A 22,861-nucleotide genomic window follows, 5' to 3' on the forward strand; every position below is an offset into this window, starting at 1 on the left:
GTACAACAAGCCACAAACACCGGAGCACAATGTTTGCTCTTGCTGTTAAAAAATCTGACAGGCCATGCTGTAGGAAGTTTCGAAGGATAAATAATTCTTCATGCGCACACCGGCGCACGCGTCATGGCCGCATTGCGCAAGGCTGCAATGACCGAGGGTTCCAGGCGGCCTTCAGCGATTTTCAGATCGCGCAGCAGGCAATCCACCACATCCACCAACGCGCGCTTGTCGGTTAATTGCGCGCGGTTGAATTCGCGCTCGACCATGATGGCGCCACTTGGGTTCTTCACGGTCACCAGGCATTCGCCCAGCACACCAGCGGTGGTCAGCGTAACCTGATAAGGGCTCAGTGCTTCTTCGAGCAATAGGCTGATACTTTGCATCTCGATCACCACTCAATAGTTCGGGAACAATCGTTTCAACGGGTGCAGCATCTATCCTAAGTGACTGGTTATGACGTAGGAAAGTTCGCTTTTTCGTTGTTGCGGGGGATGACGTTTCCAGCATGCGCCTGCAACATGACAATGAAAAAACGCTGGCACAGAAAGCAAAAACGCCGCTGACCCGAGGGAGGGAAAGCGGCGTTTTTGTATACGCGGTTCGCCTTACAACGGCTTACCCCGGTTGCCATGCTGGCTGACAAACGCCTGCACAGCTTTCAAATCATTGGCCAATACCGTGCAACGCTCTTGCCGCTCGAACAGGTCGGCCAGATGCGCCGGCAGTTCCAGGGCTTTGCCGACACCGGCCTTCTCCACCGCTTCCGGGAATTTGACCGGGTGCGCGGTGCCAAGGATCACCATCGGAATATCCAGGCTGCGACGGCATTCGCGGGCGGCCTTCACCCCGATGGCGGTATGCGGGTCGAGCAACTCGCCGGTCTGGGCATAGACTTCGGCGATGGTTTCGCAGGTCTGCGCATCGTCCACAGCCAGGGAATCAAACAGCTTGCGGGTTTCGGTCCAGCGTTCTTGCTCGACGTTGAAACCGCCGCCGCTCTTGAAGCTGTTCATCAATTCGGCAATGGCCGCACCGTTGCGACCGTGCATGTCGAACAGCAGGCGCTCGAAGTTCGACGAGACCATGATGTCCATCGACGGCGACAGCGTCGCGTGCAGGGTTTCCTTGATGTAGCCGTTGCCGCTCATGAAGCGGTGCAGGATGTCGTTGCGGTTGGTGGCGACGATCAACTGGTTGATCGGCAGGCCCATGTTGCGCGCCAGGTAACCGGCGAAAATATCGCCGAAATTGCCGGTAGGCACCGAGAACGACACCGAACGCGCCGGGCCGCCCAACTGCAGGGACGCGTGGAAGTAGTAGACGATCTGGGCCATGATCCGCGCCCAGTTGATCGAGTTCACCGCCACCAGGCGCGTGCCCTTGAGGAAGCTCTGGTCAGCGAAGCTGTTCTTGACCATTTCCTGGCAGTCATCGAAGTTGCCTTCGATGGCGATGTTGTGGATGTTCTCACCGAAGATGGTAGTCATCTGGCGACGCTGCACTTCCGAGACGCGCTGGTGCGGGTGCAGGATGAAGATGTCGACGTTTTCGCAGTGCTTGCAGCCTTCGATGGCGGCCGAACCGGTATCGCCGGAAGTGGCGCCGATGATCACCACGCGCTCGCCGCGCTTTTCCAGCACGTAATCGAGCAGACGACCGAGCAGTTGCAGGGCGAAGTCCTTGAACGCCAGGGTCGGGCCGTGGAACAGCTCCAGTACCCATTCATTGCCGTTCAGTTGGCGCAGAGGCGCGATGGCGTTGTGGGAAAACACGCCATACGTCTCTTCCAGGATCTTTTTAAAATCCGCATCCGGAATGCTGCCGGTGACGAACGGGCGCATCACTCGGAAAGCCAGCTCGTGATACGGCAGGCCGGCCCAGGAGGCGATTTCTTCCTGGGTGAAGCGTGGCAGGTTTTCCGGCACATACAGGCCGCCGTCGGTGGCAAGGCCTGCCAGCAGAACGTCTTCGAAATTCAGGGCCGGTGCCTGGCCGCGGGTGCTGATGTAACGCATGACTGGCTCCTCTAAAACATTCTCGAACAGGGGCCGCCGAATGGACGGGGCCCCTGGAACAAATCGGTTAGTTCAAGTGTTCGACGCGAATCCGCACCACCGGGCCGACCACGCCTTGCAGGGCTTCGAGGGCATGGATGGCATCGTTGATGTGCTGTTCGAGCACGCGGTGGGTCAGCAGGATCATCGGCACCTGGCCGTTTTGTTCCTCGACTTCCTTCTGCATGATCGACTCGATGTTGATACCGCGCTCCGACAGGATGCTGGCCACCTGGGCCAACACGCCTGGATGGTCCTGGGCCTGGATGCGCAGGTAATAGGCACTTTCGCAGGCTTCGATCGGCAGGATCGGATGGGCCGACAGCGAGTCCGGCTGGAAGGCCAGGTGCGGCACACGGTTTTCCGGGTCGCTGGTCATGGCGCGAACCACGTCCACCAGGTCGGCGATCACTGACGAAGCGGTCGGCTCCATGCCGGCACCGGCGCCGTAGAACAGCGTGGAACCGGCGGCGTCACCGTTGACCATCACCGCGTTCATCACACCATTGACGTTGGCGATCAGGCGGTCGGCCGGGATTAGCGTCGGGTGCACCCGCAATTCGATACCGGCCGGGGTGCTGCGCGCTACGCCCAGGTGCTTGATGCGGTAGCCCAGGGCTTCGGCGTAGTTCACGTCGGCGGTGGTCAGCTTGGTGATGCCTTCGGTGTAGGCCTTGTCGAACTGCAGCGGAATACCAAAGGCGATGGACGCCAGGATGGTCAGCTTATGGGCCGCGTCGATGCCTTCCACGTCGAAAGTCGGGTCGGCTTCGGCGTAACCCAGGGCCTGGGCTTCGGCCAGTACGTCTTCGAAGGTGCGGCCCTTCTCGCGCATTTCGGTGAGGATGAAGTTACCGGTGCCATTGATGATGCCGGCCACCCAATTGATGCGGTTGGCGGACAGGCCTTCACGGATCGCCTTGATCACCGGGATACCACCGGCCACGGCGGCTTCGAACGCCACGATCACGCCTTTTTCACGGGCCTTGGCGAAGATCTCGTTGCCGTGCACGGCGATCAGCGCCTTGTTGGCGGTGACCACATGCTTGCCGTTCTCGATGGCCTTGAGCACCAGCTCGCGGGCGACGGTGTAGCCGCCCACCAGTTCGATGACGATATCGATTTCAGGGTTGGTGGCCACGGCGAACACATCGTTGGTAATTGCAATACCGGTCGTTTCGAACTGAGGCTTCGGCGAACGCGTGGCAATTTGCGCCACTTCAATCCCACGCCCTGCACGGCGGGAAATTTCTTCAGCATTACGCTGAAGTACGTTGAAGGTGCCGCCACCGACGGTCCCTAACCCACAGATGCCTACTTTGACCGGTTTCACTGAAGAACTCCCCATGAAACGGCCGACGCAAGGTCGGCGTGGAAAACAGCCGCACGACTGCGGCTTTCAATTGATGGCCCGTTCACTTATCAACGGGCATGATCGTCAAAGGTTCGACGATGCTGGTTTATTTGGCACTCAGCGCCAGTTTGGCAACTTGTGGTGCCGGCTGGTAGCCCGGAATCACCTGGCCGTCAGCCAAAACGATGGCCGGCGTACCGTTCACACCGATGGACTGGCCCAGGGCGAACTGCTTGGAGACCGGGTTGGCGCACTTGGCGGCCTTGATTTCCTTGCCGTCGACCATCTTGTCCATGGCCGCTTTCTTGTCGGCCGAGCACCAGACTGCCTGCAACTGCTCGTCACCCGGCGATCCCAGGCCCTGGCGCGGGAACGCAACGTAGCGCACTTCCACACCGAGCTTGTTCAGCGCCGGCACTTCGGCGTGCAGCTTGTGGCAATACGGGCAGGTGGTATCGGTGAACACGGTGATGTGGGTCTTGGTCTCGCCGATCGCCGGGTAAACCACGGTTTCCGCCACCGGGATGCCATTGATCAGCTTGGACACGCCCAGGCGCTCGGCCTTCTCGGTCAGGTTGACCGGCTTGCCGTCCTTCAACTGGAACAGGTAACCCTGAACGATGTACTGGCCGTCGGCACTGGCGTACAGCACGCGGCTGCCCTTGAGCTTGACTTCATACAGGCCGGCCATGGGGCTTGCGCTGATGCTCTCGATCGGCGTGTCGAGCTGCAGGTTGGCCAGGCTCTTGCGAATGGTCTGCTCGGCGGCGTCATCGGCGACGGCAAAGGTGGAAACCAACGCAATCGCTGCGGCGGCAATAATCTGGGTCAAGCGCATGGGAACTCCTGAAGGCAGATGCAGGGACGGGAAGGAACACCGCGATCGATGGACGCGGGTCGGGACCGTCACCTTTGCTAACCGGCAAAGCCTACCACAGTTGGGCCGCGGGGCAGCCCGTGGCGGTAGAAATTGGCGGTTTTCAGCCTCGCGGGTGGTGCTTGGCGTGCATATCCTGCAAACGTGCGCGCGCGACATGGGTGTAGATCTGGGTGGTGGACAAGTCGCTGTGGCCGAGCAGCATTTGCACCACACGCAAATCGGCGCCGTGGTTGAGCAAATGGGTGGCGAACGCATGGCGCAAGGTATGGGGTGACAACGTCTTGCCGATCCCGGCGACCTTGGCTTGATGCTTGATGCGGTGCCAGAACGTCTGGCGGGTCATCTGCTCGCCCCGCAGGCTGGGAAACAGCACATCGCTGGGGCGCCCGCCGAGCAATTCACTGCGCGCCTCGCGCATGTAGCGCTCGACCCACACAATCGCCTCCTCACCCATCGGCACCAGTCGCTCCTTGCTGCCCTTGCCCATCACCCGCAGCACGCCCTGGCGCAGGTTGACCTGTTCCAGGGTCAGGCTGATCAACTCGGTCACCCGCAGGCCGCAGGCGTACAGCACTTCCAGCATCGCGCGGTCACGCTGGCCGATGGCTTCGCTCAAGTCGGGGGCGGCGAGCAGCGCCTCCACGTCGGCTTCCGACAGGGACTTTGGCAATGGCCTGCCGAGTTGCGGCATGTCGATTTGCAGGGTGGGATCGACGGCGATCAACTTTTCCCGCAGCAGGTAGCGATAAAAGCCACGCACACCCGAGAGGAATCGCGCCGTGGAGCGCGGCTTATAGTTCTGCTCCAGGCGCCAGGCCAGGTGATCGAGGATCAACTCGCGGCCCGCGTTGATCAGTTCCAGGTGTTTCTCTTGTAGCCAGCCGTTGAAAAGTGCCAGGTCGCTGCGGTAGGCCTGGCGGGTATTGTCTGAAAGGCCTTTTTCAAGCCAGAGGGCGTCGAGGAAGCGGTCGATCAGGGGATGGTCAATGGCGGGCATGGGGGCTCAGGCTGATGACGGTGATGTCCGGTAGATCCTATCGCAGGCAAGCCAGCTCCCACACGAGATTTGTGTCGCGCGTACGATCATTCCCACGCGGAGCGTGGGAATGATCAAATCCCAGACACAAAAAAGCAGCCCGCAGGCTGCTTTTTTCTGCATCGGGAAGCTGGACTTAAGCCAGTTTTTCCTTGATGCGAGCTGCTTTACCGGACAGGTCACGCAGGTAGTACAGCTTGGCTTTACGTACGTCACCGCGACGCTTAACGGCCATGCTGTCGATTTGCGGGCTGTAGGTCTGGAAAGTACGCTCTACGCCAACACCGTTGGAGATTTTACGAACGGTGAAAGCACTGTTCACACCACGGTTACGCTTGGCGATTACCACGCCTTCGAACGCTTGCAGACGCGAACGGTCGCCTTCCTTCACTTTCACCTGAACGACAATGGTGTCGCCCGGGGCAAAGGTAGGGATCTCTTTGGTCATCTGCTCTGCTTCGAGTGCAAGGATGATTTTGTTAGTCATGCTGTGCTCCTAAGGTAAGTCAATGGACTTACCATCGATACGTTGTTAACTATCGTCCCGCGCGAGGATGTATTCCTCGAGCAGCTTCTTCTCTTCTCCAGAAAGCGAGCGGCTTTCCAGAAGATCGGCGCGTCGTTCATAGGTCCGACCAAGGGACTGCTGTAAACGCCAACGCCGGATGTGTGCGTGATTGCCACTTAGCAATACGTCGGGAACACGCTGATCCGCATACACCTCCGGTCGGGTGTAGTGCGGGCAATCCAGCAAACCATCCGTGAAGGAGTCTTCCTCCGCGGAGTCCGCATGCCCTAAAGCTCCAGGCAGCAGTCGTGTAACCGCATCTATCAGGACCATCGCCGGCAGCTCGCCGCCAGACAGGACATAGTCCCCAATCGACCACTCTTCATCGACATGAGCCTCAATAAAGCGCTCGTCAATGCCTTCATAGCGACCGGCAATCAGGATCAATGCTTCCTCATTCGCCAGTTCGCGTACCGCAGCCTGTTTCAGCTGACGGCCTTGAGGGGACAGGTAAATAACCTTCGCCTTCTCCCCAGCGGCGACCTTGGCCTGAGCCAACGCATCTTCCAGGGGCTTGATCTTCATCACCATGCCCGGGCCACCGCCAAATGGGCGATCGTCCACAGTGTGATGTCGATCCGTCGTGTAGTCTCGCGGGTTCCAACAGGTAAGCTGCAACAGCCCCTGTTTCACCGCCCGACTGGTGATGCCGTACTCGCTGATGGCGGAAAACATCTCGGGAAACAAACTGATCACTTCAATGCGCAAATTAGCCACGCTTAGAAGTCCGCGTCCCATTCCACCTTCATCTCGCCCGCGGCCAGGTCGACGGCCAACACGCATTGCTCGGTATAGGGCAACAGGCGTTCGCGATCATCCAGGCTGCCAGCGCAAGGCTTGACCACCATTACATCATTGGCGCCGGTTTCCAGAAGATGGTCGATTTTCCCGAGCAATTGCCCGAGTTGATCAATAACCTTCAGACCTTCCAGCTGGTACCAGTAGTACTCGCCGTCGGTCAATTCAGGGAACAGGTTGCGTGGCACGCAGATCTCATAACCGGCCAGAAGACGCGCTTCTTCACGATCATCAAGACCCTTGAGCTTAGCGACCAGGAACTTGTCGCTCCCGCGTCCACTGACCAGCTCGACCTGTTTCACGCTACCCTCGCGCTTGAGCGTCCAGGTTTTGTACTGCAACAGGTTTTCGGTCGGATCAGTAAAGGAATACACCTTCACTTCGCCGCGAACGCCATGAACAGAGTAAATCTTGCCGATAACGATCAAATCATCAGCAACCGCTGGCGTCGCGTTCATATTGCTCAGGCTGCGGCCTTAGCCGAGTCCTTCAACAGTTTTGCAACGCGCTCGGATGGCTGTGCGCCAACGCTCAGCCAGTAGGCTACGCGCTCTTGGTTCACGGACAGACGAACTTCTTGACCACGAGCAACAGGGTTGAAGAAACCAACCTGTTCCTTGTGCGAACCGTCACGCGGGTTGCGGCTGTCGGTTACGGTCAAGTGGTAAAACGGGCGCTTTTTGGAGCCGCCAAGGGCAAGACGGATTGTTAGCATGTGAACATCGTTCCTGTAGTCGGTGCTGCAAATCTAAATGCACAGCGGGCATAGGTGCCCGAAAGGCCGCATATTCTAAGGAATATCCGGACTTTTGCAAATGTCTTTTTCTGGCGCCTATCAGCGGGCCATTCAGATCTGCCATAGAGCCGTCGATTAAAACGGCGAGTCAGCCCCCGCCAACGGCGGGTTTGCTGGAGATCCCACATCCTTGTGGGTCGGAGCGAGAGCCAGGCTCCCGCTCGAATACTTTACATCTTGGGCATGCCGCCGCCGGGCAACATACCGCCCATGCCGCGCATCATCTTGGCCATACCGCCCTTGGCGGAGAATTTCTTCATCATCTTCTGCATCTGCTTGTGCTGCTTGATCAAGCGACCGATGTCCTGCACCTGGGTGCCGGAACCCATGGCGATCCGACGTTTGCGCGAACCGCTGATCAGCTCAGGGTCGCGGCGCTCGGCCGGGGTCATGGAGTTGATGATGGCTTCCATCTGCTTGAACTGCTTCTCTGCCGCGCCCTGGGCATTGCCCATTTGCGCCAGGTTCACACCGCCGATGTTCGGCAGCTTGTCCATCAGGCCGCCGAGGCCACCCATGCTCTTCATTTGTTGCAACTGGTCGCGGAAGTCTTCGAGGTCGAAGCCCTTGCCCTTCTTCAGCTTTTTAGCCAGCTTGTCGGCTTTGTCCTTGTCGAGCGTGGCTTCAGCCTGTTCGATCAGGCTGAGCACGTCGCCCATGCCGAGAATGCGCGAGGCGATACGCTCGGGGTGGAACGGTTCGAGCGCTTCGCTCTTCTCGCCCATGCCGATGAACTTGATCGGCTTGCCGGTGATGGCACGCACCGACAGCGCGGCACCGCCACGGGCGTCGCCGTCGACCTTGGTGAGGATCACGCCGGTCAGCGGCAGCGCGTCACCGAAGGCCTTGGCGGTGTTGGCCGCATCCTGGCCGGTCATGGCATCGACCACGAACAGCGTCTCGACCGGGTTGATCGCGGCATGCAGCGCCTTGATCTCGCCCATCATCTCTTCGTCGATGTGCAGACGACCGGCGGTATCGACGATGACCACGTCGATGAATTTCAGCCTGGCTTCCTTAATGGCCGCGTTGGCGATGTCGACCGGCTTCTGGCTCAGGTCGGACGGGAAGAAGGTCACGCCCACTTCGCCCGCAAGCATTTCCAACTGTTTGATAGCCGCCGGGCGGTACACGTCCGCCGAGACCACCATCACGGACTTCTTCTTGCGCTCTTTAAGGAAGCGCGCCAGCTTGCCGGCGGTGGTGGTTTTACCCGCACCTTGCAGACCGGCCATCAGTACAACGGCAGGCGGCACGGCGCTGAGGTTCAAGTCTTCGTTGGCAGCGCCCATCAGGCTTTCGAGTTCGGCCTGGACGATCTTCACAAAGGCCTGGCCCGGCGTCAGGCTGCGCGACACTTCAGTGCCGACCGCACGCTCCTTGACCGAGTTGACGAAGTCCTTGACCACGGGCAAGGCCACGTCGGCTTCCAGCAACGCCATGCGCACTTCACGCAGGGTGTCTTTAATATTGTCCTCGGTCAGCTTGGCCTTGCCGGTTACGTGGCGCAGCGTCTGCGAGAGACGGTCAGTCAAGTTTTCAAACATGCGCGATCCTTTCAGGCCCTATTCATCGAAATGCAGGTAGACCGAGGTAATGGCGGCCCAGGCTCTAGCAAATCGCTATTAAAACGGCGCTCGGCGAGCCTGCGGCGTGGGCAGGTCGCGGATTATAGCGAAGACTGCGCCCATGCACACCCGCTGTCTGGTGCGGGAGTCTTTCGTGCACGGCCTGGGTATGCCAAACTCAGCGCCTTTCGGGCTTGCCTAACAGGATTTATGCTCCCTTTGTCACCCAGCTTGCTACCCAGCCTCGCCGCCGCGCTTCTATATGCCGCTGCGACCCTCTACCAGGGCACTCGCCTGGCCCAATGCGCCAAGGCCGACAAACGCCTGCTGGCAGGTTTTGGCGTCCTCGCCCTGCTGGCGCACGCCGCGAGTCTGTTCACTCACTTGATGACGCCGGACGGCCTGGCCCTGGATTTTTTCAGCGCGGCCAGCCTGATCGCTGCCGCCGTGATCGGCCTGACACTGATCGCCTGCGCGCGCATCCCGGTGGAAAACCTGCTGATCCTGTTGTTCCCGCTGGGGTTGCTCACGGTCCTGCTGTCGCAATTCGCCCCGCCCGGTACAGTGCAGGTGATCGATGAGGAACCGGGCATGCTCGCCCACATTCTGTTGTCGATCCTGGCCTACGGTATGTTCACCATCGCGGTGTTCCAATCGCTGCTGGTGCTGCTGCAAGACCACCAGCTCAAGCACAAGCATCCCCTGGGGCTGATCAAGAACTTCCCGCCGCTGCAAACCATGGAAAGCCTGTTGTTCGGTTTCCTCTGGGCCGGCTGGACCCTGCTCTCGCTGTCGTTGATCTCCGGCTGGCTGTTCGTCGAGAACCTGTTCGCCCAGCACCTGGTGCACAAAACCTTGCTCGCGTGCCTGGCCTGGATAGTCTTCAGCGTATTGCTGTGGGGCCGTAACCGCCTGGGCTGGCGCGGGCACAAGGCAATCCGCTGGACGCTGGCCGGTTTCTGCCTGCTGATGCTGGCCTATTTCGGCAGCAAGCTGGTTCGCGAATACATCCTGCATATCTGACGGGCAGCAATCATGGACAACTTGCCCCTGGGGCCGATGCTCGCGGTAATCGCCTTGCTGGTGTTATGGGCCGGACTGTTTACCGCCATTGAAGCCGCCCAACAGCACCTGCTGGCGCTGCGCCCCGGCACCCGCCAGGGCGACAAGGCCGCCGCCCGCCTGAATTTTCCGCGCAACAGCCTGATCCTGTGCAACAGCCTGTGCCGCGCCGCCGTGGTGATTCTGTGCACGTTGCTGGCGATCTACGCCTGGGCGCAGAACGGCCCCTGGCTGGGCTGGCTGATCTCCTGCGCGGTGCTGCTGGTGCTGGCCGACTACCTGCCCCGCGCCCTGGCCACCCGTTATCCGCAAGCGGTACTGGGTTTCGGCAATACGCTGCTGGGCGTGCCGCTGAAAATCCTCTACCCCGCGGCCTGGCTGCTCAATGGCATCAGCCTGCTGCTGTTGCGCCCATTTGCACGCAAATCCGACGTGGTGAAAAAAAGCGACGAACCGCAACCCGATCACGATGACGAACCCGAGCCCGACGCCGACGAAAACCGCGCGCCCGGCATGCCCGGCATCCATGCCCTGGACAACATCACGGTCAACGACATCCTGGTGCCCCGCAGCGAAGTGGATGGCATCAACCTGGATGACTCGATCGAAGACATCATCGAACTACTGCGCACCTCCCCGCGCACCCGCCTGCCGGTGTTCCACAGCGATATCAACCAGGTGCAGGCCGTGCTCAATACACGGCAGGTCCAGCATTTGCTGCCCGACGCCAGCCTGACCAAGGACGCATTGCTCGCCGCCTGCCACGAACCCTACTTCGTGCCGGAAAGCACGCCCCTGCAACTGCAACTGCTGAACTTCCACAAGCAACAGCGGCGCCTGGGCATGGTGGTGGACGAGTACGGCGAGGTGCTGGGCATCGTCACCCTGGAAGACATCCTCGAAGAGATCGTCGGCGAGTTCGAAAGCGAACAAGGTGCCGACAACCCGCACGTCGAGCCGCAGCCGGACGGACGCTACATCATCGACGGCGCCGCCTCGATCCGCGAACTGAACAAGAGCCTGGGCTGGCACCTGCCCAGCGACGGCCCCAAGACCCTCAACGGGCTGGTCACCGAAGCACTGGAGACCATTCCGGATTGCGCGGTATGCCTGAAGATCGGCCGCTATCGCCTGGAGATTCTCGAAACCGAGGACAACCGAGTGAGCAAGGTGCTGATCTGGCACACCAGCCGGGTGCCGGTGGCGGCATAACCGCGCGATACCCCCTCCCACATTGGCTTGAAGTGTTTGAGAGATCGTGTAGCCGTCTCTTGTCGTATTTCCAAACCCCTTCCTATAATCCCTGCGGCTTACCCAAGCCCCGCCCGACCGCGTGCTATCCGCACTAAACGCGTCCAGGCACCGCGTTATCGTGTCTGACCGGTGTTCGCTCCCATCCCGAGCCACTCCGTGCACAACCCTGATCCATGGGTGTTCGACCAATAATAATCCGCGTCCAAACGCGCAACGACCGTCAGGGATACCGCCATGAGCACCACCTATAACGAGGCCGCGAGCGCCGCGCCGACCAACTCGACCGCACGGGTTGCCACCGCGAGCATCGTCGGCACTGCTATCGAGTTCTATGACTTTTATATCTACGCCACCGCCGCCGCATTGGTGATCGGCCCGGTGTTCTTCCCGCAGAGCTCCGGCACCGCGCAAATGCTGGCGTCGTTCCTGACCTTCGGTATCGCCTTTATCGCCCGTCCGCTGGGCTCGGCGTTGTTTGGCCACTTCGGCGACCGCATCGGTCGTAAGTCCACACTGGTGGCTTCGCTGCTGCTGATGGGCGTGTGCACCACGCTGATCGGCTTGCTGCCCGGTTATGACAGCATCGGGGCCTGGGCGCCGATCCTGTTGTGTGTGCTGCGCTTTGGCCAGGGCCTGGGCCTTGGCGGCGAATGGGGTGGCGCCGCGCTGCTGGCCACCGAAAACGCCCCCAAGGGCAAGCGCGCCTGGTTCGGCATGTTCCCGCAACTGGGCCCGTCGATTGGCTTCCTGGCCGCCAACGGCCTGTTCCTGATCCTGGCCATGAGTCTGAACGACGAGCAGTTCCGCAGCTGGGGCTGGCGTATCCCGTTCATCCTCAGCGCCGCGCTGGTGATGGTCGGCCTGTATGCACGTCTGAAGCTGCACGAAACCCCGGTGTTCGCCAATGCCGTGGCCAAGGAAAAGCCGGTGAAAGTGCCGTTGGTGGAGCTGTTCAGCCAGCATTGGCTGCCGGTGCTGCTGGGCGCGGCGTCAATGGTGGTGTGCTATGCGCTGTTCTATATCACCACGGCGTTTTCCCTGAGTTACGGCGTGTCGACCCTGGGCTACAGCCGCGAAACCTTCCTCGCGCTGCTGTGTTTTGCCGTGTTGTTCATGGGGTTGGCCACGCCTATCGCCGCGTTGGCCAGCGACCGTTATGGACGCAAGCCGGTGCTGATCGTCGGCGCAGTCCTGGCGATTGTGTCGGGTTTCACCATGGAGCCACTGCTGACCCACGGCTCGACCTGGGCCGTGGCGCTGTTCCTGGCACTGGAGCTGTTCTTGATGGGGGTGACCTTCGCCCCGATGGGCGCGCTGTTGCCGGAACTGTTCCCGACCCGCGTGCGTTATACCGGGGCTTCGGCGGCGTATAACCTGGGTGGGATTGTCGGTGCGTCGGCGGCACCGTTCTTCGCGACCAAGCTGGTGGCGATGGGTGGGCTGAGTTATGTCGGCGGGTATGTGTCGGCGGCGGCGTTGCTCAGCCTGATTGCAGTGCTGTGCCTGAAAGAGACGCGGGATAATGACTTGAATAGTGTTGCCTGATAGTTCGCTATCGGGAGCAAGCCCCCTCCCACACTTAACCGCGTTTAATCTGTAGGAATGCGGTCAAAATGTGGGAGGGGCGGTGCGACGATTCGACTTGCCCCGATGCTTTTAGAGCTCTACAACAACCGCCTGGGACGCACGAGTCGCCTTGGCCCGAGCCGCCTCAATCGACTCATCCCGCGCCAATGCCACGCCCATACGGCGTTGGCCGTTCACTTCTGGCTTACCGAACAAACGCAACGCCGTGTCCGGTTCGCTCAGTGCGGCGCCGAGGTTGGCGAATGCCGTCTGGGTCGACTGCCCTTCCACCAGAATCACCGCCGAGGCCGAAGGCCCGAACTGGCGAATCAATGGAATCGGCAGGCCGAGGATGGCGCGCGCATGCAGGGCAAACTGCGACAGGTCCTGGGAAATCAGAGTCACCAGACCGGTGTCATGCGGGCGCGGCGACACTTCGCTGAACCACACCTGATCGCCCTTGATGAACAGTTCGACGCCAAACAGGCCACGCCCGCCCAAGGCCTCGGTCACGGCTTTGGCCACGCGCTCGGATTCGGCCAGGGCCACCGGGCTCATCGCCTGCGGCTGCCAGGACTCTTGGTAATCGCCTTTTTCCTGACGGTGACCGACCGGCGCACAGAAGGTGGTGCCGCCAATGTGGCGCACGGTCAGCAGGGTGATTTCGTAGTCGAAGTCGATAAAGCCTTCGATGATCACCCGGCCCTTGCCGGCACGTCCGCCTTCCTGGGCGTAATCCCAGGCTTTTTGCACGTCATCCATGCCGCGCAACAAGCTCTGGCCCTTGCCCGACGAACTCATCACCGGCTTGACCACACAGGGGAAGCCCAGGTCCTGCACGGCCTTGCTGTAGTCTTCGAAGGTATCGGCGAAGTGGTACGGCGAGGTCGGCAGGTCCAGTTCTTCGGCGGCCAGACGCCGGATGCCCTCGCGGTTCATGGTCAGCGAGGCGGCGCGCGCGGTCGGGATCACCGTGAAACCTTCGGCCTCCAGCTCCACCAGAGTGGCGGTGGCGATGGCTTCGATTTCCGGCACGATAAAATGCGGCTTCTCCGCCTCGATCACCGCTCGCAGGGCGGCGCCGTCGAGCATATTGATCACGTGGCTGCGATGCGCCACCTGCATGGCCGGCGCGTTGGCGTAGCGATCCACGGCAATCACTTCAACGCCCAGGCGCTGCAGCTCGATTACCACTTCCTTGCCCAGCTCGCCGCAGCCACACAGCAAAACGCGGGTCGCGGTAGGCGACAGTGGAGTTCCGATTCGGGTCATCTCAAGTCCTCAAGGGAGCGGATCAGGGGGAGAAAGGCCGCGATAATACATGAACGCGCCATACCGACTCCACTGATCAGCGCCGGGCTGCACGCGCTATACCTCTGAATCCCAGATCACCGAGACACTGCCCGACCACGTCTCGCCCTCTCGCTTGAGCATTTCTTCCACGCCTTCGCGCTGGACTTCGAAGTGCAAGGTCGCGGGCCTGCGGTCGACGTAAAAAGATGGTTGAAACAACTCGCTGCCCGTTCCGCTGACCCGCAACGGCAGCCGATTAACCGCCGCGCCATCGGTGTTGGTCATGCCGTTGGGCAAGCTGACCAGCACGTCCAACGGCACCAGGTCGCCGGCGGCGTTTTTCACCGCGCAGGTATCGCCGATCTGGCCGGTGCCGCATTCGAGCTGCATCTTGAAGCGTGAACTGGCCGAGAGGTTGAAGGTCTGGTCGCGGAACAGGCGCGCGGGTTTACGGCCCTGGTTGAGCCAGGCTTGCCAGCCGCCCTGGGGCTCCAGTTGGATGCGATTGCCACCGGGTGGGATTTCGACCTTGAGGGTGTGCTCGACGGTCAGCGTAAAGACAATCTGGAACGTCGAATCGCTGGGGAGCATTACGTCGCCAAAATCGATCTGCTGACCGGGGCCAACCGTATAGGTCACCTGCCCGGTATACAGGCCAGCCTCCATTTTCAACGGGTTAGGCGTCTCCAGCTCATAAGCGAAAATGACATTCCCCGTGTTGGCGTAATTGATGACAAAGCCTTGATCGAGGTCGAAATTGGCCTGTTTGGAGCACATCGTTTCGTCGTTGGGGAAAATCCAGAAGAAGTTGGCCCAGTTGTGCCCCACGCCCGACAAATACGACACCCCCGTACACGGAGGAGCGGTCAACCAGGTGCTCCCCCACAAACGAGCATGCCCCCAAGACCCGCCGATCCCCGTCAGATCCTCGACCGATCGAAAGGTGTAATACGTTGCGCCAATTCCCTTGATCCGCACCCTTAACACGTCCGTCGCACCGGTTTGCGAATGAGTCACCTGCAGGTCGGACCAGCCCGGCAACTTGATCATCGGCCCGTTGCGCTGACTGTGCCCGGCTCGGATGGGCTCCTTGGCGGAAAACGTCACCGGCATGAACAGACTGTGAATATTCAAAGAGGCGCAGTACGCCGGGTGGGCCGCGCATAACGCACGATTCGGCGTGTCATTTCTGAATTTGTTCTCAAACGGTTTTGCCGGATCAGGTCGGAATGACGCATCGATATTCACGCTACCCGCACTGGCCAAGGCAGGGAGCGCCATACACAGCAACAGCAGAAAGAAACGCTTACTCATGGACTCATCGCCTCAAAAATCATATGCACCGTGCCGTGGTAATCCCCAGCCGCGAAGCGTTCCTCCCCCTGCACCGCCGCGATTTCCAGCATCACCCGCCGGCCCGGCCGGGCGTCGTCCACCACCGGCTGGCTGTCCAGCGACAGCGCCACTTTGTTGAACGCCACGTTCAGGTCGATCTCGTCGCGGCCATTGGACAGATAGGCCCGCTCGCTCAGGCGCGCGTTGATGCCGCCGTTGATGTTCTTCACATCAAAGTGGGCGCGCAGCGGGCTGAGGGTCGAGGTGGCCAGGTTCCAGTTCAGGCGTTGTTCGCGCGCCAGCAGTTGCGGGTCTACCGGCAACACAAAAAAGCTGGCGGCCGGAATGGTGACCGACACTTCGAACTGCTCGACGAAGCGCGCGGCCAAGGCCACGGGGGCCAGCGCCGAGGCGATTGCCAACAGACCGGCGGTGAGTGAGTTACGCAGCATGTTTTCCATCCTTGCCTGGGCGCGATGGGGTTGGGGTCGAAAGCGTTTTCATTGGCCGACCACACGCACTTTTTGGGTCTGCGCGCCCTCGACCAGATCGAAGCGGTATTCGCGCCCGGCCTGTTTGTCGAACTGGAACGTACGCCCCGCCAGCACATGGTGCTTGGTGGTGGGCTGGCAGTCGTTTTCCTGCTTGACCGAGCAATCCTTGAACTCGCCGACCACCACCACGGTGTTGCCGTTATTACGCAGGCTGTAGTGGCTTGGCGTGTCTTTGATCACGCTGTCGTAGCGTGAATCCTTGGGCCGTACGAAAAACACGGTGCCGTAGCCGGCCAGGATGTTGACTCCGGCCGACAGGTCCTTTTTGTACTCTTCGCGTTCTTCGGGCGTGATGGCGAATTCATCGTCCTTCTCCGGCACCACCGGGATGAAGCGCACGCGGAAGTAGCGCTCCTTGTCGCGCTCGCCCATGTACAACAAGCGCGTGCCCTGTACGCCGTTGGCCGGCACGATCAAGCGCGCGGGGCTGGCCATCAGGCCGTTGCGGGCGGTCATGTCGGGCTGCGACTGCACCGGCACTTCGCGGTGGCTGCCGTCGGCGTCATAAAGGATCTCGAAGATGTTCACTTTGACGAAAGCCGTGCTATCACCACCGTTGAACACACGTTTCAAATAGGTACTTTTATCGCCCTCCAGGTAGTCGTACACCACCCCGACATTGATCTGCGGCCCGGCCAGTGCGGCACTGGAGCACAACGAAAAACCAAGAACAGCCCACCAGCGTTTCATCACTTTTCAACCTCTACTCATGCTTAACCGGCGATCGCGGCCGGGTGGCCATATCGGCCAAGGTGTCTGGGGTACAGCGCAGATCGCCGATCATCAGCACGTCGTTCTCGCGGCGCGCGTTGTCCGGGTCCAGGCGGAACTGGCACAACAACTGGTTCTTGGCGCGCACTTCGAGGGTCGGCGAGCCGGCATTCATTTCCATCGAGAAGAACCCGTCCGCTTCGCTCACACCACGGCTGGCGTGGTTGATCACGTGGTGACCGCGCAGCGGACGGCCTTGGGCGTCGACCAGGCGGCCGAGCACGGTCACGGTCTTGCTCACGGTGATCTTGCGGTACTCCACGCCACCCTTGTTCAGGTGGTAGCGGGTACGCGCCGGCTGAATGCTCGCGGAGGGCACGTCGTTGCCTTCGAAGTCGAAGTTCACCGTGCTGTTCTTGTACGCCGTGATCGGGATGAAGTTGCGCCCCACCCGCAGGTGCGCGCTGCCGCCGCTGAGGTCGTCGGCGCGCAGGGCGATGTCATCCAGGTCCGATTCCACATCGACGATCATCCCGGCACCGGACCCTTGGTGCTGACTGGTTATCACCAGCTCTTCGCCACTGAAGGCCACGGTGCTGTCCAGGTTCAGGCCACCGGTGAGGTTGCCGTTGTAGGAAGAGCGCTGGATAAACGCATCGCCGTTGATATGGTCGCTGCTGAAGTTGGCCAGCCCCGACATGCCCACGCCATAGGTGTCGGTGATCGCCGTGGCCGAGACGCTTTGCAGCACATGGCCCTGCAGGTCTTTGCGATAGGTGAGCGAGGCGTTGTTGTCGCGCCCGCCGTCGCGCGAGGTGCGCGTACCGATGCTGCCGGAAAGCTGCTCACCGGCACTGCCCAGGGCCAGGCTGACGGTCAGGTCGAGCCCGCGATTGCGTGCATCGCCGCTGCTGTAGCTGCCGGGGCGGTCGAACACTGAGAACCGCCAGTTACCCTCGTTGCCGAACAAAGACGTACGTTGTGTCCAGCCCAGGTCCAGCGCCACGCCTTCGGTATTGCCGGTGCTGTGGGAAACACGTGCATTGAGGGTGTTCTTGCTGTCCAGGCGATGGTTGACCGACAGCGATGAGTTGCTGGTCTGGCCGATAAACACATTGCGCTGACGAATCCGCGTGCCGTCCGGCAGGGTTTCGTAGGTGTTGGTGGTGTCCAGCCAGCTACGGGTATGGGTGGCGAAAATACTGCCGGAGCCGTAGTTGTACATGGTCTGCACATCGAGGCCGGTACCGTGGTCCTGGGTGTCGTAGACATTGGCGAAAAAGTTGACGTTATTGGCCACGGTCCAGTCGATGGAGGTGCCGTATTGCAGCATCTCGCGCACCTGGCGCGCCGAGACGCCGAGAATCACTCGCGGGTGCAGCAGGTAGTTGAGCGCGGCGCCGGCCGCGACCTTGCCCGACGACTGCTCATCCCAGTTGCTCAACAGTTTGCTTTCCTGCCCGGCGAACAGGTTGTAGCGCCAGCGCTCGTCCGCGTTACGCCAGTTGCTCGGTTTGTACACCAGCTCTTCGGTGGTGGAGGTGATTTGCCCGTCCTCGATCAGGCGCACTTCCACTTCGTAGATACCGCCCGGCAATGGCCGCGTGTCGAGGGTGCGCAAGCCGGCTTCGACCGGCTGCGTATTGATCAGCAAGCCGTTGCGGTAGATCTCCACCGAACCTTGCCGGTTGGCGGTGACGTAGATCGGGTAGACGCTGGGCTTGGCACTGTGGATGGCCAGGCTGTCGGAGCTGCCGTACATCACGCCCACCGCCGTGTCGGGGCTGGCGCCGAACGCACGCGGTTGGCGGCTCAAGCCTTCGGAGCTGGGCATGAAGTAGCCCATGCGCAGGAAGCGGCCGGCCAGTTCACGCTGTGAGTAGAGTTCGTGTACCGCGTGGTAAAGCTTGTCATCCGGCCCGCCCATGCGCGCCAGTTGCATGTTCAGGCTCTGGGTCCAGTTGCCCAGGCTGCTGCTGGCTTCCAGGCCGTAACGCCCGCCCAGGTCCTGATCCTTGCCACCGTTGAGGTTCAACTGGTTGCGAATGATCAGGCCGGTACTGCCGCCTTCAGGTTGGTCGTAATAGCGCTTGGCTTCGGCATCGCGCTCGGCATTTTCGGTGAGGATCGATACCACCGAGCTTTCCAGGTTGTAATGCACGGCCAGCATCTGCTGCGGGCAACGGCCCCGGCAGGCGCCGAGCGTTATGCCCTGCTGTAGATAAGTGGCCCATACATCACGCTCGGCCGGGGTGAACTGGCTGTCGCTGCTGTCGGTAAAGTCCAGCAAGGTCAATTGGTCATCGCGAGACAATACAATCATCGCCTCGCCAAGAAACTGCCCATCCAGGTCCACCCGAACCGCCAGTGGCACGTCGAAGAAGTGTTCTTCAAAGTCCGAGGGCAAACCTTCGGCTTGGGCCAAAAGGCTTCTTACTGTTGTATCGGGCGCAGGAGCAGCTAACGCACTCGCGCATATAAAGAGCGCAAGCGCCGCCGCGACGGGAGTCATCGGAAACATGAACGAAGTACTCTAATTACAGTGGGCAGCGATCCAGAAACCACCTGACAGGCGATCACTCACCTGCCAGGCGGCAAGAGGACTCAATGAATTAATCACTCAAAGAGCTGGAACCGGCTTTACGCCTCGACAACGGCGTCGAATACCATATGCACTTGGCCGGTGTAGGCGCCCGGCTCATAGCCGCTGCCGGGTTTGGTCGGTGTGATCACCATATCGACGCGACGACCGGCACTGGCTTCTTCCTTGGTCACCACCGGCTTGGCGGTCCCCACGGTCAGGGTGACGCCGTTGAAGGTCACACCCAACGGAACCGATGCCGAACCGTTGTACAGCACGGCGGCGGACTCCAGGCTGGCATCGATTCGACCGGCGGTGTGGCGGGTGTCGAACTGCGCGCGCAGGTTGCTCAGGTCACCGTTGGCTGGGTTGTAGTTGAGTACCTGGTCCTTGGCGATCAGGTCCGGATCGACCGGTTGAACGTGAAACGTGGTTGCCGGCACGGTGGCCACCAGGTTGATGGACGCACGCCCTTCGCCTGCCGCGAAAGCCAGGGAAGAGTTCAACGCCAGGAAGGCCAATGGCGCGGCGATTGCGATTTTCTTGAACATGTAGGTACCTGCATTTCAGTTGAGATTAATTAACATCCATAGGAGACGGCCCTTTCGCATGACAGAACGGTTAACCCGTTGTTGTCAGACCGAAAGTTCAACGCCGGAAGAGTATTAATTGAAAACAACCGGAAGTAAGCAGGAGGGTTCTGTGTCACACGTAGTTAAATAGCACTCGACACAACATGAAAAAACCGCGACTTCTAACAATTACTAAATACAGCTGTAAGAAGCGGACTACACTTCTATAAAATCAAAATAATACGATTGACCTCTGCTTTATCAGAATAGATAGGAACACGTAAACAACAATAATTTAGTGCAATAGCACTAAATTAACAGCCAATCCAAACCAACTAACCGACGACCGGTTAGTTGCATCTCCTTCAAGGAATTCGTCGACAGGCTTCAGGCACCCGGCTTGGCGCCAACCATAAACAGCAGGCCGTTGGCCCTGGCGCGCTCATGGCACAGCACCAGCACCTGGCGCCGCTCGGCATTGTCCATGCGCCCCCAGCGCGTAATCTCCGCCGCCGTGCGCTGGCAGCCGGTGCACAGGTCGTCGTCATCCAGTGCGCAAATGCTCACGCATGGCGAGGCGACGGGGCGTTCGGGTGGGTTCATTGCGGCTGCTCGGCCAGGTCGCGCGCATACCGTTGGGCGTTATGCACATAGTGCGCGGCACTGGCTTCAAGCATCTGCTTCTGGGCCTCGGTCAGTTCGCGCACCACCTTGCCCGGCGAGCCGATGACCAGCGAACCGTCGGGAATCTCCTTGCCTTCACCGATCAGCGAGTTGGCGCCGATGATGCAATGCTTGCCGATTTTCGCGCCGTTGAGCACCACCGCGTTGATGCCGATCAGGCTGTAGTCGCCAACGGTGCAGCCGTGCAGCATGGCGTTATGGCCGATGGTCACGCCGGTGCCGAGGGTCAGCGGGTAGCCCATGTCGGTGTGCATCACGCTGCCGTCCTGCACGTTGCTGTTCCTGCCGATCAGGATCAGTTCGTTGTCGCCACGCAACACCGCGTTGAACCAGACATTGGCGCCCTCCTCCAACTTGACCTTGCCCACCAGCGTGGCATTGGGTGCCACCCAGCTGTGGGGGTGAGTCTCGACACGGGCGTCGCCCAGGCGGTATTTCATGGTATGTCCTCAGGCTGGCATTTATCGATGGCTTAGCGATTGATGAAGCTCTTGGGTGGCTGGTGCAGGCTGATCTGGGCGTCGTCATACAGCAGGTTGATCAGCTCGACGATCATGATCGCCGTCAGTCCCCAGATCTTGTACTCGCCGAACCGATAGCTGGGCACATACCAACTGCGGCCCTGGTAATCGATTCTGTGGGTATGTTCGCGTGGGTCTTGTCGGAAAAAATCCAAAGGCACGCTGAAGACTGCGGCGATTTCGGCGTCGTTGGCCAGGTATTCGACGTAATCGGGAATAACCCCCACATACGGCGTGACCCGAATACCGTGCAAGGAAATCAGCGGGCTCAACGGGCCGATCACCTCGACCAGCCCTGGTGGCAGGCCGATTTCTTCTTCGGCTTCACGCAGGGCGGTGAATACCAGATCCGGGTCTTCGGGGTCGCGGCGTCCGCCGGGAAAGGCCACTTCGCCACCGTGGGTCGACAGGCCACTGGCGCGCAGGGTCAGGATCAGCTCAGGTTCGTCACTGCGGGTAATCGGCACCAGCACCGCGGCCTCGGGGAAACGCCCGTCGGTTTCCAGCGTGTGGGGAGTGTGATTGCTTACCCGGCGAAGTAGCTCGTCCAGCATGAGTCATCTCGGTCTGTTGGCTACCTTGCATCATGCACCAAAGCGCACGGGCGCCCAACCCCAAAACCCCGGCGGTGTCGCTAAACGACAACTTGCAGCGCCCTGCCCGCCACGCCAAGATAGACGCACTTTCCAGGAACCCCAGCATGAACTTCTGCAGCCAGTGCGGTAAACCGGTCATTCAACGCATCCCCGAAGGCGACGGCCGCCTGCGCTTCGTCTGTGATCACTGCTCGACCATCCATTATCAGAACCCCAATATCGTTGCCGGTACCCTGCCGGTGTGGGGCGACAAAGTGCTGCTGTGCCGACGCGCCATCGAGCCACGCCTGGGTTACTGGACCCTGCCCGCGGGCTTCATGGAGAACGGCGAGACCGTCGAACAGGCGGCCCTGCGCGAAACCCTGGAAGAAGCCTGCGCCCGTGTGCGCAACCTCAACATCTACACCCTGATCGACGTGCCACACATCAACCAGGTGCACATTTTCTACCGTGCCGAGCTGGTCGACCTGGATTTCGCCGCCGGTATCGAAAGCCTTGAGGTACAGCTGTTCGACGAAGCCGACATCCCCTGGTCCGAGCTGGCTTTCCGCACGGTTGGGCGGACCCTGGAATACTTTTTCGCTGACAGCAGGCTTAAGTCGTACCCGGTGCGCAGCGAGGCTGTACCACCGATGGCATAGGTATCTACACAACTTTGGCGTGGCCCTGAACCTGTGGTGAGGGAGCTTGCTCCCGTGACGCCTTGGGATCTGGCGATAATCTAATTGACACACCGCGATCTAAATGTGGGAGGGGCGGTGCGACGATTCGACTTGCTCCCGATGGCGGCCTGACAGCCGACCAGGATGTTGGATTAGCCCGAGTACATATCCATTCCTGCGGTAACGGCCACTTAGGGTTACGCCCTTACGGCGTGTCACTTTTGGAAGAGCGCCAAAAGTAACCAAAAACGCTTCGCCCCAACACTCGGTGCCTCGCTTAGGCTCGGCATGCCCGAACACAGGCTTGAATCCGTGGGCCGCCGCCACGCGCCATCCATGGCGCGGGGCGGCTAACCCGGCGTCCTGCCGGGTTACCCACGGATTCAAACCTGCGTTCGGCCAGCGTGTTTGACGGG

At 60.5% G+C, this 22,861-nt stretch carries 23 protein-coding genes; 4 read left to right on the forward strand and 19 right to left on the reverse strand.

Features of this window, described 5'->3' with window-relative positions; genetic code table 11:
* Nucleotides 1-98: 98 nt before the first annotated feature.
* The 10 genes from JWR98_RS23500 to ffh form a co-directional block, all read right to left on the reverse strand.
* On the reverse strand, nt 99-383 hold the full coding sequence (locus JWR98_RS23500; protein WP_042945231.1) for a DUF3509 domain-containing protein: 285 nt from the start codon (nt 381-383) through the stop codon (nt 99-101).
* A gap of 222 nt (nt 384-605) precedes the next feature.
* Nucleotides 606-2,015, reverse strand: coding sequence for a threonine synthase (gene thrC, locus JWR98_RS23505; protein WP_003175891.1), 1,410 nt, complete (start codon nt 2,013-2,015; stop codon nt 606-608).
* A 67-nt stretch (nt 2,016-2,082) separates the two neighbouring features.
* Nucleotides 2,083-3,387 carry a homoserine dehydrogenase gene (locus JWR98_RS23510; RefSeq protein ID WP_003193959.1) on the reverse strand — a complete coding sequence of 435 codons (1,305 nt, stop codon included), beginning with the start codon at nt 3,385-3,387 and terminating at the stop codon, nt 2,083-2,085.
* A 127-nt stretch (nt 3,388-3,514) separates the two neighbouring features.
* Nucleotides 3,515-4,246, reverse strand: coding sequence for a thioredoxin fold domain-containing protein (locus JWR98_RS23515; RefSeq protein WP_003175893.1), 732 nt, complete (start codon nt 4,244-4,246; stop codon nt 3,515-3,517).
* 142 nt (nt 4,247-4,388) lie between these two features.
* Complete coding sequence (gene xerD / locus JWR98_RS23520) at nt 4,389-5,285, reverse strand: site-specific tyrosine recombinase XerD (protein ID WP_078734530.1); 897 nt, start codon at nt 5,283-5,285, stop codon at nt 4,389-4,391.
* Between the two features lie 175 nt (nt 5,286-5,460).
* Nucleotides 5,461-5,811, reverse strand: a complete 351-nt coding sequence (gene rplS, locus JWR98_RS23525) for a 50S ribosomal protein L19 (RefSeq protein ID WP_003175895.1) — start codon at nt 5,809-5,811, stop codon at nt 5,461-5,463.
* A 45-nt stretch (nt 5,812-5,856) separates the two neighbouring features.
* Nucleotides 5,857-6,630, reverse strand: a complete 774-nt coding sequence (gene trmD / locus JWR98_RS23530) for a tRNA (guanosine(37)-N1)-methyltransferase TrmD (protein WP_176156668.1) — start codon at nt 6,628-6,630, stop codon at nt 5,857-5,859.
* Nucleotides 6,612-7,148 (reverse strand): ribosome maturation factor RimM, encoded by a 537-nt coding sequence (gene rimM / locus JWR98_RS23535; RefSeq protein WP_003175898.1) that lies wholly within the window; start codon nt 7,146-7,148, stop codon nt 6,612-6,614. The genes trmD and rimM overlap by 19 nt, the downstream gene beginning before the upstream one ends.
* Before the next feature lie 5 nt (nt 7,149-7,153).
* Nucleotides 7,154-7,405: a 30S ribosomal protein S16 gene (rpsP, locus tag JWR98_RS23540; RefSeq protein WP_003175899.1), complete on the reverse strand. Its 252-nt coding sequence runs from the start codon at nt 7,403-7,405 to the stop codon at nt 7,154-7,156.
* A 251-nt stretch (nt 7,406-7,656) separates the two neighbouring features.
* Nucleotides 7,657-9,033 carry a signal recognition particle protein gene (gene ffh / locus JWR98_RS23545; protein WP_065924831.1) on the reverse strand — a complete coding sequence of 459 codons (1,377 nt, stop codon included), beginning with the start codon at nt 9,031-9,033 and terminating at the stop codon, nt 7,657-7,659.
* Nucleotides 9,034-9,264: 231 nt separating this feature from the next.
* Between ffh and JWR98_RS23550 the strand changes: the two genes are divergently transcribed.
* The 3 genes from JWR98_RS23550 to JWR98_RS23560 all read left to right on the forward strand — a co-directional run bounded on the left by JWR98_RS23550 (nt 9,265) and on the right by JWR98_RS23560 (nt 12,915).
* Nucleotides 9,265-10,077: a cytochrome C assembly family protein gene (locus tag JWR98_RS23550; protein ID WP_078734531.1), complete on the forward strand. Its 813-nt coding sequence runs from the start codon at nt 9,265-9,267 to the stop codon at nt 10,075-10,077.
* Nucleotides 10,078-10,089: 12 nt separating this feature from the next.
* Nucleotides 10,090-11,328 carry a transporter associated domain-containing protein gene (locus JWR98_RS23555; protein ID WP_205491338.1) on the forward strand — a complete coding sequence of 413 codons (1,239 nt, stop codon included), beginning with the start codon at nt 10,090-10,092 and terminating at the stop codon, nt 11,326-11,328.
* A 276-nt stretch (nt 11,329-11,604) separates the two neighbouring features.
* On the forward strand, nt 11,605-12,915 hold the full coding sequence (locus tag JWR98_RS23560; protein ID WP_205491340.1) for an MFS transporter: 1,311 nt from the start codon (nt 11,605-11,607) through the stop codon (nt 12,913-12,915).
* 111 nt (nt 12,916-13,026) lie between these two features.
* Here JWR98_RS23560 and purT read toward each other — a convergent pair whose 3' ends face one another.
* The 9 genes from purT to JWR98_RS23605 all read right to left on the reverse strand — a co-directional run bounded on the left by purT (nt 13,027) and on the right by JWR98_RS23605 (nt 21,741).
* Nucleotides 13,027-14,208: a formate-dependent phosphoribosylglycinamide formyltransferase gene (purT, locus tag JWR98_RS23565; RefSeq protein WP_078734534.1), complete on the reverse strand. Its 1,182-nt coding sequence runs from the start codon at nt 14,206-14,208 to the stop codon at nt 13,027-13,029.
* A 96-nt stretch (nt 14,209-14,304) separates the two neighbouring features.
* A complete protein-coding gene (locus JWR98_RS23570; protein WP_078734535.1) occupies nt 14,305-15,543 on the reverse strand; it encodes a hypothetical protein in 1,239 nt (412 codons plus the stop codon).
* Nucleotides 15,540-16,016, reverse strand: a complete 477-nt coding sequence (locus tag JWR98_RS23575) for a CS1 type fimbrial major subunit (protein WP_205491342.1) — start codon at nt 16,014-16,016, stop codon at nt 15,540-15,542. Before JWR98_RS23575 ends, JWR98_RS23570 begins: the two co-directional genes overlap by 4 nt.
* A gap of 48 nt (nt 16,017-16,064) precedes the next feature.
* A complete protein-coding gene (locus tag JWR98_RS23580; protein ID WP_078734537.1) occupies nt 16,065-16,808 on the reverse strand; it encodes a pilus assembly protein in 744 nt (247 codons plus the stop codon).
* A 13-nt stretch (nt 16,809-16,821) separates the two neighbouring features.
* On the reverse strand, nt 16,822-19,350 hold the full coding sequence (locus JWR98_RS23585) for a CS1-pili formation C-terminal domain-containing protein (RefSeq protein ID WP_205491344.1): 2,529 nt from the start codon (nt 19,348-19,350) through the stop codon (nt 16,822-16,824).
* 119 nt (nt 19,351-19,469) lie between these two features.
* The gene (locus tag JWR98_RS23590; RefSeq protein WP_078734539.1) at nt 19,470-19,961 is read right to left on the reverse strand and encodes a CS1 type fimbrial major subunit; all 492 of its coding nucleotides are present in this window, start codon (nt 19,959-19,961) and stop codon (nt 19,470-19,472) included.
* Nucleotides 19,962-20,369: 408 nt separating this feature from the next.
* Complete coding sequence (locus JWR98_RS23595) at nt 20,370-20,585, reverse strand: DUF1289 domain-containing protein (RefSeq protein ID WP_078734540.1); 216 nt, start codon at nt 20,583-20,585, stop codon at nt 20,370-20,372.
* Nucleotides 20,582-21,106: a gamma carbonic anhydrase family protein gene (locus JWR98_RS23600; protein ID WP_078734541.1), complete on the reverse strand. Its 525-nt coding sequence runs from the start codon at nt 21,104-21,106 to the stop codon at nt 20,582-20,584. Before JWR98_RS23600 ends, JWR98_RS23595 begins: the two co-directional genes overlap by 4 nt.
* Nucleotides 21,107-21,138: 32 nt before the next feature.
* Nucleotides 21,139-21,741: a CoA pyrophosphatase gene (locus JWR98_RS23605; protein ID WP_078734542.1), complete on the reverse strand. Its 603-nt coding sequence runs from the start codon at nt 21,739-21,741 to the stop codon at nt 21,139-21,141.
* A 146-nt stretch (nt 21,742-21,887) separates the two neighbouring features.
* Here JWR98_RS23605 and JWR98_RS23610 point away from each other — a divergent pair, with 146 nt between their 5' ends.
* The gene (locus JWR98_RS23610; protein ID WP_205491346.1) at nt 21,888-22,424 is read left to right on the forward strand and encodes an NUDIX hydrolase; all 537 of its coding nucleotides are present in this window, start codon (nt 21,888-21,890) and stop codon (nt 22,422-22,424) included.
* Nucleotides 22,425-22,861 lie beyond the last annotated feature (437 nt).

This window comes from Pseudomonas lactucae, from assembly GCF_016937615.1.
In the GTDB taxonomy this organism is placed as follows: Bacteria; Pseudomonadota; Gammaproteobacteria; order Pseudomonadales; family Pseudomonadaceae; genus Aquipseudomonas; species Aquipseudomonas lactucae.